Genomic DNA, 12,626 nt, shown 5'->3' on the forward strand with positions numbered 1-12,626 from the left:
GGCATCCTGCTCGCCCTCACCCCGCCCCCGTACCTGAACAACCTCATCGGAGCGTGCGCCCTGCTGCAGGCACTCACCCTGCTCCTCACCTTCCTGCGACTGCGCAACGACCCCGCCCTCCGAGCCAGAAAATCGCCACCACGCCACGAGGCCTGACGTGCCCATTCAGCCATTGCGGTCCAGCAGACAACATGGCCTGGCTCAAAGTGCGGGCCAAGCGCTCGCCGTGGGCGGTCTCGCCGCTGGTACGGGCGCCGGAGATTGCGTCGATGCGGCGTCCATTCGCCCAAGAGGCCCGGGTGACGAGACCGTCGGCCACCGCGGACACTCACGGCTGATGACACACGGGAGCGGGCAACGGAGTTCCGGCGTCACGGATGTCTTGGCGGACAAGCCAAAGCACTTGGCGATGTACCGGCTCGACAACGTCAACCTCTTGTGGAGCGGTCCTCCCGGTACAGCTCGGCCAGTGCGGCGTGCGGCAGGCCTCCCGAATCCGCCGCCGGGCCTCCATGGGTCCCGCTCCCCGGTCGGTCCTGACGCCGCCTCAGGGGCTGCGACGGGCCCGATGGGCTCAGTGAAGGCAGAGGCAGAACGGATGGCCGGCCGGATCCGCGTAGACCCGCCAATTGGCCCCCGGGCGGAGCTGGTCCGTCCGCTCCAGCACGGTCGCGCCGAGGGTGAGCGCCCGCTTCTCCTCCCCGTCGAGGTCGTCCACGTCGAAGTCCAGGTGGAGCTGCTGCGGGCGCTGCTGACCAGGCCATTCGGGTGGTCGGTAGTCGTCCACCCGCTGGCAGGCCAGTGGCGTCCCTTCGAACCCGTGCACCTCGACCCAGTCGTGATCCTCCGGGTCCGCGACCACCCGGCCGCCGAGCAAATCCGCGTAGAACTCCGCGAGCCGTACCGGATCGGCGCAGTCCAGCGCGACCGCCTGCAGCTTTCGAATCACTTGCGACACCCCTCGTTCTTCGGCCACTTCCGCGACGCCCCGTACCACAGGGGTGGTACCCGCCGCCGCGGCGGGCATGCGCGGGCCGAACCGCCGCCGGGCTTCACCCGGGAGGGAGGTGGCAGCGGGGCTTCCGTAGCATCCACACAGGCCTGCCGGTTTTCATCTGGATGAGCCGATTGCCGGACTCAACACGGAACTGGAATGGCCAAGGATCGGATCAACGGGTTGGTGTCACCTTCGCTCCACACCACCACCACTCGGCTCGGCGGCATGTCGATCAGCGGCACCACGGCCAGCTCCGCGGGCAGGTCGTGTCCGAGCGGGGCGACGCCGACCGTGCCGTTCCACAGCACGACCTGCTGGCATTCCTGGACGGCGCGCACCACTGGGCCTTGCGCGGCCTGCCGCCGTTCCAGTACGACTGCCAGATGGGGTCGGTGCCCTGCGGGAACTGGAACCAGCAGCGGTCGCTCAGCTCGGCCAGCCGCAGTCCGTCGCGGCGGCCCAGCGGATCGTCGGCGCGCAGGACCACGCCGACCGGATCGGTCCGCAGTGCACGGATTGGATCGTCGCGGGACTGCTCGCGCTCTTCTATTTCTACGCAGGCACGCTCAAGGTGCTCCGCAGCCGCGATCAACTCCGACCGATGATGGCATGGGTCGACCGCATACCGTTGCCGGCCCTCAGGGCGCTGGGAGCGGTCGAAATACTCGGCGCGACCGGCCTGATCCTGCCGCCACTGACCGGCGTCGCTCCCTCGCTGGCACCGGCCGCGGCATCGGCTTCGTCCTCCTGCAGGCCAGCGCGATCACCGTCCACCTGATTGGCGAAGACCGCCGGATCGCACTCAATGCCGGGCTCGCCGTCGCCGCGGTCGTGACCATCTGGCCGGCTACCCGGCTGTGATCGAGCACAGTCCCCGACCGGTGGATGCGACTACAGGGCCGGCCCGCCCCACGGCCGCAACGCTGAGTGAAGTTGCGGCGACTACCTGAGCTCAGTGAGTAAGTGTCAAGACCAGTGGATCGATGGCTATGTGCGTGGTCTGACTTTGGTGTCGTTGTGACCGCGCAGGAGTTTCAGGCGAGGCCCCCGAGGAAGTCCGAGAGCGCGGTGTGCAGGATCTCGGGCTGTTCCAGGTGCAGGTCGTGGCCAGTTCCGGGGATGCTCATGGCCATGGTGGCGGGTCGCTGCCGGAGCATCTCATCGGCTTCCTGCGCAGGGATGAAGCTGGATTGGGCCAGGACGACCAGGGTGGGGCACGCAACCTGCCCCCACTCGTGCCGGAAGGAACGCCGGGCGTTCTCCGCCAGCGAGCGGACCATCACGTCCGGGTCGAAGCGAGGCCACCATCCGCCCTCGCGTTCCTCCAGCCCGGCCGCCCAGCCTGCGCCGACCGGTCCGCCGCCGAGGAACGCGGCTGCCGCTTCGCGTGAGGGAAACGGTGTCGGCCATGAGTCGAGCCAGCCGCCGATGTCCGCGGGGCCGTTCGGGTTTGGACCGCCGGGGCCGGCCTCGACGAGCACGAGCGCGCGGACGCGCCCGGGATGTGCGGCGGCGGCGAGCATGGCCGTGTGCCCGCCCAGCGACTGGCCGACCAGGACGGGCCACTGTAGCGCCAGCTGATCAACAACGGCGATGACGTCGGCGACGTAGGCGGCGCGGGAGACGTCCCGCGGGTGGCGCTCGCTGGCGCCGTGCCCGCGCTGGTCGACCGCGACGACCCGATACCGAGAGCTCAAGTTCCGTGCCACCATGTCCCATTCACCCGCGTGACCGGCCAGGCCGTGCAGTAACACGATGGGCTGTCCCGGCCCGCCCCAGTCCCGGCAGGCAAGCCGGACGCCGTCTCGCACCACCACGTGTTCAGACCATGCCACGTCAACCCCAGGGAATCGGCCGGCCTCGATCATGCCGCAACCGCCTCGGGGCGTTCGACGAGCCGGCCGCGTTCGAAGCGGGCTCCGGCACGGACGAGGGAGACGAGGTGGGGTGCGTTCACCGCCCGCCACCGCTGCTGGGAGCCTTGGGGAACTTCGCGCCGTAGAGTTGGGCGAACGTCTTGCTCCCTGCCTCGACGTGGTCGCGGTCCTCGGTGTTGTAGGTGTCCTGGATGGCCTTCTTCGCGCTGGCCTGTGCGAACTTGGGCAGGGAGTCGAGCACGTTGGCCGTTTTGTGAACCCAGCACCTCTGCTCGCGGGTGGCGGGGAACACCTCGGCCAGCGCCGTCCAGAAGCCCAGGGCGCCGTCGCCGACCGCCAGGACCGGGGCGCGCATGCCCCGGCGGGCGCAGTCGCGCAGCAGGTCGGCCCAGGACTCGCCGGACTCACGGTAGCCGTCCTGGAGCGCGACCAGCTCCTTGCTGCCGCCGGCACGCACTCCCACCAGCACGATCACGTCACGGTGCGACGTGTCCGATACCTGGTCGGCGAGATACGACGCCATGTCGTCGATGCCCGCCACCGGTCGCCCCGCCTGCGCACTCACGGCCCGCGCGAGTACCGCCGTGTCCACTCCCTGACAGGGCTCCACGGTCCGCCCGCCGGGCGCCAAAACCTCTCCGTCGCATCGCGATGTCACCGCGTCCACACCAGTCCCCCGCCGTCCGCCAGCACATGGGTCACCTGCTCAACCGTCCCGGCAGCTTCGGCGCCGGGGCAAAGCACTGCTGTGTGAAGCGCTGCTGCGTGACTATGCGAGCCGGACGATGTCCACGAAGTACAGGCATCCGGTTGACGGTTGACACCAGCAGACAGTGGCCATGACTCCGTCGTCCGCAGCCAGGCCAACGGGTGAGCCTCGCCGCTCCCTGCCGACCCCGGCCCCGAGCCTCCCCACACCAGGTGCCAACGCGTCAGCTCAGTCTCCGTCCACATTGGACAGGGCTTCGGTGATCAAGCGGGTGGCGAAGTCGCGGTCGTCCGTGAGGCGGTTGATGTGCTCCGCGAGCAGGAAGGCCGTGGCTTCCAGAGGAGTCATCTCAGCCTCGGTCCAGTACCCGTACTGCTTGCGCCACAAGCTGGGGCTCAGGTCAGTGCCCGCGGCAATGACCAGACCGGCCATGGTCGGGATGGCCTCGGGACGAATGCTCTTGGGCATCATCCGCATCGTGGCCACCAGGTTGGGCACCACGTACTCGATGACATCCCTGTCGTGGTCCTCGTAGGCCATCCGCAGCCAGTTCTGAACATGAAGATGAGCGTGCACGCCCCATCCAGCATGTCATCCACTCCCCCGGGCCCCAAAGAAGCGGTGAACTGCTCCATCAGCACCTGCTGTTCGGGGTCGGCCCCGGACTTTCCGTCGTAGATGCCCTTCAGCCTGGAGTCGACCATCATGAGCGCTGCGCTCACATCGCCGACGGGGGCGTACTGGGGGTCACACGGCGACGACACAGAGATCCTCCTCAGATGGCCACGATACGTAACGCGGCCTATCCGTACCGTAGACGGACTCTGAGACGAAATCCGGCGAAATCCCACTTCCGAGTGCAGGCCACTCGTCGATGGGCCCGAGGGTCAACTCCCGTCGGCTGGTCGAGATCGCCAAGCTCGCCGGGGCCCTCGTCGAGCAGGTCGGCTGGCACGAACCGCGTGCCGGGGATCGCGAAGCTGGTCCAGGCCGACGAGGACACGTGGAAGTGGCGCCGACGACTTCCTGCGGAGGCGCTGAGGTGTTTCTGACCCGTTCTGGGGCCCAGAGTCGGGCCCCAGAACGGGATGAGTAGCGGTACTCATGCCGCCGTACCGACGCCACGCCAGGATGAGGACTCCTTCACGCTCCTGCGTCAAGGAGCGCCCTACGGCGAGGAGTCCGCCCATGTCCGCCTCACCCTGTCCGCTCGTTCCCGATCTGTCGGGGCCGGGTGCGACCGGTCAGCGCCGGGCGTCCCTCAGCGTCCGCCGAGGTGGGTGAGGGCGGAAATGGCGGTACTCGACACCTGGCCGCGAGTGCGGCCGCGCAGCAGGCGTGGCAGGAGCCGGGCGACTCCCGGCGTCCCAGTAGACCGTCTCCAGCACGAAGCCCGGAACCGCCGCCCGATGCATGACGACAGCGTGGCGCCGTCGTTGAACGGCACGACTCCATACACCGGGCCCCGGGGATGCTTTCACTCCCCGGGGCGCCCATGGTGTGTCCGAGAGGCCAGTTCTCTCCGGCCACCGTGGCGGTGAGCCAGTCGGCGGCTTCGGCGTCGGTCATGAGCAGCGCCTTCGTCGGGGGGGCGTCGCCGTCCTGGACAACGTGGACACGGCCCGGGAGCGGGCTGCTCCTCGGGGCGGGGCGTCTATCGGGGCGAGCCGCTGCCACATGCCGGCGCTGAACCGGGCGAGGATGACGGTGGCGAACTGCTCGCGGGCGCCGGGGCGAAGCCACCGGCTATGGCGGGTCCGTCGCAGATGACGAGCGACCAGTCCCCGCAAGGTCCCCACCCATCACCAGACCAACAACCAATCTGGCCAGCAGTCACGGCAAACACCGTTGCGGTACTACGGGAGGCGGGCCAGCAGGTGGGCGTCGAGGAAGCCCCGGTCGGACGCGGGATCATGGAGCAGCCGGGCGAACGTGACGAGCCCGGCCCCGGCCAGAAACTCGGCGAACCGGTCCACCGGCCAGCTATAGGCGGGCGTCACCTTGTGGTCGAAGCGGACCGGCTCCGGCCCGGGTCCGTCGGTCGCGAAGAACGAGACCAGGAGCAGACCCCCCGGTGCCAGGACACGTACCTGCTCGGCCAGCAGCGCGGGCAATTCCCCCGGCGGGGTATGAATCATCGAGTAATGGGCCAACACGCCACCGAGCACGCCATCCTCGACCGGCAGAGCCTCCATCCGCGCCTCGTCAAAGCACAGCGCCGGATGGGCCCGCCGGGCGTGGTCGACCATGCCCGGGGAGAGATCGAACCCGCAGGCGTCCAGCCCCAGGTCGCGCAGCATGGCCGTCAGATGTCCCGGCCCGCACCCGACATCGGCTACCCGCGTGTTCCCCGTCCCGCGCACCAGCTCGGCAAAGGTGCCGATCATGTTCCGCGAGAACGGGTGCGTCTCCAACCGGTCAGCGAACATCGACGCATACAGCTCGACAACCCCGTCGTAGGCCGCCCTGGTCGCTTCCTGATGCCCCATCACGGGAGGGCAAGCTACCACCCCACGCACGACCGCAGCTCCCCGGGCCCGTGCCGAACGCCCCTTACAGTCTGGAAGCCGGGGCGACCTCCGCTCACCGATGATCAACCCGGCCACCGGCACGACCGCCCGCCCCGCCTCGCATCAGGTTCTGAATGCACCCACTGGGTGCCGGTCTGAAACGTGAGGGCGATCGCGTCGATCAAGGGCGGTGAGGTGCCGGCTTCGCTACTTGGCTCCGACGATGACGAGTCCTGCCCAGGTCGCCGGGGTGGCGTACACGGCCGGGTGCGTGCGCCGGACCGATCGCTTGGCTTGGGTGAGGGCATCGGCGGGCCCATGGCCAGTTCTGAGGAACTCGTAGAACCGGCGCACCAGACGACTCGTGGGTGTGTCGACGACCGGCCAGGGCGTCAGCACCACTGTTTTCCGCTCCGGCGACCAGGAGCGCCCGGCTCATGCCGACGAGACCCTCCCCCGCGCGGATGGGCCCGAGGCCGCTCTGGGAGGCCGAGCACACCACGACTTCGGCCGACAGGCGCAGCCTGAACATCTCGTAGACCTGCAGAAGCGTCTCGGCCTCACCTTCCCGTGACGCGCCCCGCGCAGCCAACGGGGCGTCGGGCGCGACCAGGAGACCGGAGTACAGCGGCTCGTCGTCGTCCAGGAAGGCGTGCGTGGCGAAGTGGACGTAACGGTGCCCCGGTACGGTCGCCGCGATGCGGCCTTTGGTGACGTCACGGCCGGTCCAGCTCGAGCCTGCGGCTCCGAACGAGGCGGCCACCCGGCGCACCTCGGTCTGTGCCGCCGGAAGTGTGGAGGTGCCCGCGTGGTCGGAGTAGGCCGTGACCGGATCGGCGAACCCGACGAACTGGCTTTCGCGCCAGGAGGAGGGTTCCCGTCGCCTCTGTCGCCGCAGCTCGGTGAAGATGGTGGACGACGGACAGTAGCTGACCACGTAGTCGTCCACGACGAGTCGTCCCGAGGACAGCGGGAGCAGCTCGAACGGCAGGTAGGCCGTCTGTCCGCCGGGTACGACGGACAGGCGGCCCACTTCCGTCCACAGCTCTTGGGGCACCGGTTCCAGAAGCAGTCGGGCGAGCTGCCGTTGAGCGGCCTGGGCGTCCGGTCCACCACGGCCTCCTTGCCGGTAGTTCCCGACCGCCGCCTGGACGAGCGTCGCAATGCGATCGGGATGCTCGGGCAACTCGCGAAGTGTGACGGCGTCTCGTCGTACCGCCCACACGAAAGCGCGTGTTCCGGTGAGCAGATACGTCAGCATGAGTTCGTTCCGTCGCAACCGCGTCCGCACTGTCTCGAGGGCGGCCGGGGCCGGAACGCGCAGTCTGGCGTAGGCGGGGATCAGGGTGCGTGCCTCGACTCGCAGGCGGTCCAGTTCCTCCGCCTGAGTGTGCTCGACGGCGGCCAGTCGCCGCCTGGCCTCCTCGTCGCGCTCCGCCTCGGCCCGGGAGCGCTGGGCGAAGGTTGCGGCCAGGCGGTCGGCCGACTCCTGCTCACGGCACAGGACTTCGCGCTGGTGGTCGTCCGACGGACGGAGTTCGAGACGGCGTTCGGCGAAGAGGTCGAGCAGCACTCGCGCACGGAAGCGTTCGGCGACGAGGAAGGCCTGTTCATGGTCACCGGGCGCGGCCCGGTCGTAGAGCCAGTCGACCAAGTCCGTGAACACGACCTCGTGTTGGGTCAGCACCCGCTCCCTCGCCCCGTCCAGGCCGGCCCGGGAACGCAGTGACTCGGCCACCTCCATGGCCCTGGTCAATTCCTCCACGCCCGCGTCGCACCGGCCTTTGGCGTGGAGTACCCGGGCCAGACGGTGGGAGGACAATGCCATGTTGAGGGAGTCCTCACCGAACTTCCGCTCGAGGGTCAGGGCCTGCAGCAGGTTGGCGCTGTCCAGTGCTCCGGCGTCGCGGTGGACGCCCGCGATGTTGATCAGGTCCCGTGCCACATCTCGGGAACGGGGGCTGATCCGGCTGTCGATGCGCAGCGCGTGCTCGTACTCGGTGAGTGCCCGCTGCGATTCACCCAGCACGTGGTAGGCGAACCCCAGATTGTTGTGGTACCTGGCCGCGTCCGCCGATTCGCCCGCCAGGCGTGCGATCGTGTCGAGAGTCTGGCGGTAGTGATCCACCGCATCCGCCAGGTGCCCGCTGTCCAGGTGACACCCCGCGATGTTGCTGAGCACACTGGCACGGCGCAGGGCCACGGAGTTGTCGCGGGGTGGCAGTAGGGAGAGAGCTTCCCGGAAGCGGGCAAGACCGGCCGCTGCTTCGCCACGGCCGCGCAGCACCATGCCGATGTTGTTGATCGTGACGGCCAGGTCGGCGGGTGGGACCCCGGACCGGGTCTCGATCCGGTGAGCGCGTTCGTAGGCCGACAGCGCTCCGTCGAGGTCGCCGGTCTGGCGGCTCACCACGCCCAGGTTTCCCAGATCGCGGGCCACAGCCGGGGCGTCGCCGGCGGCTTCGTCCTCTGCCAGGGCCTGCAGGAAGCGGGCCTTGGCCTCGGCGTATTCCCCCGCCTGGAAGGCGGCCACGCCAAGACCGGCATGCAGTCGGGCCGCCGTGATGCCGCCTCGCTCGCCCGCCGGAGGGCACAGCGCCGCCCTGCCTGCCGGGCCGAGACCGTCGTACATCTCGAGCGCGGCCCGGAACATGGCGATCGCGTCGTCCGGGCGGCCTTCACGAAGGTGTCGGTCGCCCTGTACGGCCAGCGCCCGGACAGTCGTCGCCCGCGCTCCGTCCGGGTCCGTTGTCGTATCCATCGCTGGTGGTGGCACCTCACGGACCGATGTGCACGAACGGGGCCCATCGGCTGGGGTTCCCCGGGAACCGGTGTCGCAGGCTCTGGACGGCTCCGTGCAGTGCTCGGGCGAAGGTGTCCGGCCGGAATCGCCCTTCGGAAGAGGACGGTGGTGGAAGTCCTTGACTAGCCTGCCCATCACGGGGTCGGGGACGGACCACAACGTGCCGATCACATGACGGTAACCGGCCTCCGGACACCGCCGCACCCGGAGCAGGAATAGCCAGCAAGCTCCCCGCGCGCGGCGTCCAGGAGCATGTCCAAGGCACGAGGGTAGGCACTGGTGGCCATGCGCACGGTCAGCAGGTCGGCGGTGGCGGCAATGGCGGGATGCGTGGCTGCAGGCAGGCGGGCATACGTGTTCTCCCACATCGCCTCATCGGCTCGGCGCGCCGGCGCGGGCAGGGCGGCCTCGGCGGCGTCGAGGGCGGCGAAGGCCAGGCACTGGTCGATGAAGACCTGGTAGATCCGGACGGCCGCCGGGCGGGAGAAGCCCGCCTTCAGCAGCAGCGACAGGATGATCTCGTCCGCGGCGATCTCGTGCGGTCGCCCACTGACGCGGCTGGCGGTCAGCACCGCCGCTTGGGGGTGGTCGAGGTAGGCCTGGTGGATGCGCAGGCCCAGAGCACGCAGGTCGTTCCCCCAATCACCTTGCGGTTCCGATTGGTTGACAGCGCATGCGATGAGGGCGTCACCGACCGCCAGCGTAAGGTCGTCCATGCTGCGGAAGTAGCGGTACAGCGTGCTGGGGTCGATGTCGAGCGCGGTCGCGAGCCGGCGAGCGCTGAGCCCCTCGCGGCCGTGCACGGCGAGCATCCTCAGCGCGGTGTCGATGATCAGTTGCTCCGAGAGGACCACCCCGGCGCGGGTACGCCGCCGACGGCGGGGGGCCGCGCCGACCATCTGCTTCGCCACTGTGGACCGCCTCCGCGCCGTTGACCACGTGTAGAGGCCTCAGCTTATGCCAACATCATTGACCTTCGTTTGAGCCGGCCGGTTGGCTGATCTCACACCGCGCCGGACGTCTGTCCGTGCGGAGGACAACGGCAAGCGACTGCAAAGGACCTCCGACAGCCGACATGCAGATCCGGCCTCAAGGTCCCCGGAGAAGAGAGAAGATGATGGACACTGTCGTCGTCGGCGCGGGAATCGCCGGCGTCACCGCAGCGCGACTGCTTCACGCCGCAGGACAACGTGTGGTCGTGCTTGAGGCGCGAGACCGCGTCGGTGGGCGGATGTGGACGGACCGCACGGCCGGGTTCTCGGTCGACCATGGCGCCTCATGGATCCATGGCCTCACCGGCAACCCACTCACGGGACTTGTCACCGCGCTCGAGATGGAGACGCGCGAGTTCACGGTGGGCAGCTTCCAGGCCGGCGGGCGGCCGATCGCCGACTACGACGAAGCGCGGCGCCTGCTGGACGATCACGCGACACGGCAGTGGACCATCGACGTCGACACGGCAGATGACCTTTTCCAGCGGACCGTCGCGGCGTCCGGTCACGACGAGAGTTACGCCACTGCGGCCGAGCGCGCCCTTGCCGCGACCGGATGGGAGCCCGAACGCGCCCAACGGGTCCGCGCCTTCTATCGGCATCGCACGGAGGAGCAATGCGGCGCGGAGATCGAACAGGTCGCTGCTCACGCCCTCGACGAGGACACTATCGAAGGTGAGGAAGTGATCTTCCCTGGCGGCTATGACGTGCTTCCCCGGGCTCTCGCGGAAGACCTCGACGTACGTTTGGGAATGACCGTGACCGCCATCACCAGGTCGGCCACAAGGGTGCGAGTCGACACGGAGGACGAGTCTTTCGACGCCGCACACGTGATCGTCACGGTGCCATTGGGCGTGCTCAAAGCCGGGGCGATCAAGTTCACGCCCACTCTGCCCGACGCCGTTGCGGGACCGATCGCCCGACTCGGAATGGGCGTGTTCAACAAGGTCTTCCTTCAGTTTCCAGACCGATTCTGGCAGGACGATGTCTACGCGATCCGGCAGCACGGCCGTGCCGGCGTCCCCTGGCACTCCTGGTACGACGTCTCCGTGGTGAGCGGCAAGCCGATGCTGCTGACCTTCGCCGGCGGTGCTTGGGGGCGGGAGATCGAGCAGAAGACCGACGAAGAGGTGGTCTCGTCGGTACTCAACTCCCTCCGCAAGATCTACGGCGACTCCCTCCCCGAGCCCGTGGCGCACTGGATCACACGCTGGGGCACCGACCCTCTCGCCCTCGGCTCATACTCCTACGTCGCCGTCGGCTCCTCGCACGACGACCACGATGCGATGGCAGGACCCGTCGACGGCGATCTCCACTTCGCGGGAGAAGCAACCTGGGGGCGCGACCCGGCTACCGTCCAGGGCGCGCTCCACTCAGGGCATCGCGCGGCCGAGCGGATCCTCGGTTCACCGATCTCCCTGTCCGAGCTCACACGGGGAGTGACCCCTTCGAGATGACGTAGCCAGGTCCAGCGGTGCAGCGGAGCTTCGTCCGCCACACCACTCCAGCCCGATCCTGTCCGCCCAGTCGATCGCCGCTCACATCCGGGACTTCCTCGCATGAGCACAGACACACTTGAGAATGGTGGATAGCGCCTGTTCGTGACTTCGGGAGGCGCGTCGGCACTGTCATGTTCGATGTTCACGAGTGTGGCCGGCATCTGATGCCTGGGTGGGAAGGCGGCCGTGCTCCGGGGGCGGGGCCGTGGTGTCAGTCGTGGGGTGTGGTGAGGCCGGCGATGGCGGTGGCGATCTGGTCGAGGCGAGCGTGGTTCAGGGAGTAGAGAACGTAGTAGCCCTCGCGGCGTGTGGTGGTCAGTCCCGCCTGGGCCAGCTGCTGGAGGTGGCGGGAGATCACCGGCTGGGACAGGCCGAGGAGGGTGGCGAGTTCCTGGGTGCTGCGGCTCTGTGCGGCGAGGCAGTTGACGATTTGCAGCCGGGGGGCGGCTGCAAGGGCCCGTAGCGCGGTGAGGGTTTCGGCTTGGCTGGTGGGGCGGGCGGCCGATGCGGGCGTGAGAGGCAGGGCGGGGTAGGTAACCCGCAGGGGCCAGGGGGCGTCGCAGGTGACGCGTACGTGTGGCCAGACGTAGTGGCTGGGGGTGAAGGTCACCGGGTGGGCCGGAGTGACCGCGATGTCGCGGTGGTGGGGGCGGTCCAGGCGCAGTGTTCGCTGTGCGGGGTCGATGCGGATCTGCGGCACCAGGGTGCCGAGCATCGGGAAGACGCCGTGGTGGGCGATCCGCGCTCCGGCATGGGCGATTGCTTGGTGCAAGGTGGGTTCGACGCGTTCCCACTCGTGGGCGAAGGCAGCGCTCCAGTAGTCCTCCAGCGCGGCGAGCCCGGCCTGCAGGATGGGGAGCGGGTCGGTGAGGGTGTCGCTCAGTCGTGCGGCTCGGCCGGGGTCGGTGTGCTGGAGTTCGGCGAGGGCAGCGTCCCGGGTGACCGCGTCCTCGACGAGATCGAGCCCGTTGAAGCGGGTGGTGTCGACGAGGGTCTGGGCGAGTTCGGCGGCCAGCCGCGCAGGCGGGAGCGCGCTCACCGCCGCGAGCTGTTCGGCGAAGTCCGCTTCGTGATCGTCAGCCAGGATTTCGAAGAAGGCCGGGATGTGGTCCGCGACCATGAAACGGTGTTCGCGCAGTCGCCGGCGAAGCGCGGCAGGCAACCGACGGCAGCGCCGTACCCAGGGCACGTGCAGGGCGTGGCGTCCGGGGTCGGTGAGTACGTGCCAGGAGCGCACCG

7 protein-coding genes and 5 pseudogenes are annotated in these 12,626 nt (G+C 69.0%); 2 read left to right on the top strand and 10 right to left on the bottom strand.

Annotated features, from left to right (window positions below):
• Positions 1-574 precede the first annotated feature (574 nt).
• A complete protein-coding gene (locus ACF09J_RS25210; RefSeq protein ID WP_392307713.1) occupies positions 575-949 on the bottom strand; it encodes a VOC family protein in 375 nt (124 codons plus the stop codon).
• A gap of 188 nt (positions 950-1,137) precedes the next feature.
• Positions 1,138-1,514 (bottom strand): annotated as a pseudogene (locus ACF09J_RS25215) (LysR substrate-binding domain-containing protein); the annotation flags it as partial.
• On the opposite strand from ACF09J_RS25215, the pseudogene ACF09J_RS25220 reads away from it, so the two are divergent.
• Positions 1,494-1,858, top strand: a pseudogene (locus tag ACF09J_RS25220) (DoxX family protein). The pseudogenes ACF09J_RS25215 and ACF09J_RS25220 sit on opposite strands and share 21 nt — an antisense overlap.
• A gap of 173 nt (positions 1,859-2,031) precedes the next feature.
• Here the strand turns inward: ACF09J_RS25220 and ACF09J_RS25225 are convergent.
• From ACF09J_RS25225 to ACF09J_RS25255, 7 genes and pseudogenes are all read right to left on the bottom strand, one after another.
• Positions 2,032-2,832 (bottom strand): alpha/beta fold hydrolase, encoded by an 801-nt coding sequence (locus ACF09J_RS25225; RefSeq protein WP_392307920.1) that lies wholly within the window; start codon positions 2,830-2,832, stop codon positions 2,032-2,034.
• A 29-nt stretch (positions 2,833-2,861) separates the two neighbouring features.
• Positions 2,862-3,349 (bottom strand): annotated as a pseudogene (locus tag ACF09J_RS25230) (transposase); the annotation flags it as partial.
• A 462-nt stretch (positions 3,350-3,811) separates the two neighbouring features.
• Positions 3,812-4,347 (bottom strand): annotated as a pseudogene (locus ACF09J_RS25235) (hypothetical protein).
• Positions 4,348-5,439: 1,092 nt separating this feature from the next.
• Positions 5,440-6,072, bottom strand: coding sequence for a class I SAM-dependent methyltransferase (locus ACF09J_RS25240; protein ID WP_392307714.1), 633 nt, complete (start codon positions 6,070-6,072; stop codon positions 5,440-5,442).
• A gap of 228 nt (positions 6,073-6,300) precedes the next feature.
• On the bottom strand, positions 6,301-6,495 hold the full coding sequence (locus ACF09J_RS25245) for a CHAT domain-containing protein (RefSeq protein ID WP_392307921.1): 195 nt from the start codon (positions 6,493-6,495) through the stop codon (positions 6,301-6,303).
• A gap of 13 nt (positions 6,496-6,508) precedes the next feature.
• A pseudogene (locus tag ACF09J_RS25250) lies at positions 6,509-9,031 on the bottom strand (tetratricopeptide repeat protein); the annotation flags it as partial.
• 32 nt (positions 9,032-9,063) lie between these two features.
• On the bottom strand, positions 9,064-9,807 hold the full coding sequence (locus ACF09J_RS25255) for a TetR/AcrR family transcriptional regulator (protein WP_392307715.1): 744 nt from the start codon (positions 9,805-9,807) through the stop codon (positions 9,064-9,066).
• 203 nt (positions 9,808-10,010) lie between these two features.
• Here ACF09J_RS25255 and ACF09J_RS25260 point away from each other — a divergent pair, with 203 nt between their 5' ends.
• A complete protein-coding gene (locus ACF09J_RS25260) occupies positions 10,011-11,345 on the top strand; it encodes a flavin monoamine oxidase family protein (RefSeq protein ID WP_392307716.1) in 1,335 nt (444 codons plus the stop codon).
• Positions 11,346-11,598: 253 nt separating this feature from the next.
• Here the strand turns inward: ACF09J_RS25260 and ACF09J_RS25265 are convergent, their stop codons facing one another.
• Positions 11,599-12,624, bottom strand: coding sequence for a DUF5937 family protein (locus ACF09J_RS25265; RefSeq protein ID WP_392307717.1), 1,026 nt, complete (start codon positions 12,622-12,624; stop codon positions 11,599-11,601).
• Between the last annotated feature and the right edge of the window lie 2 nt (positions 12,625-12,626).

Origin of the sequence: Streptomyces sp. NPDC014889 (genome assembly GCF_043081205.1) — a bacterium.
Lineage (GTDB): Bacteria > Actinomycetota > Actinomycetes > Streptomycetales > Streptomycetaceae > Streptomyces.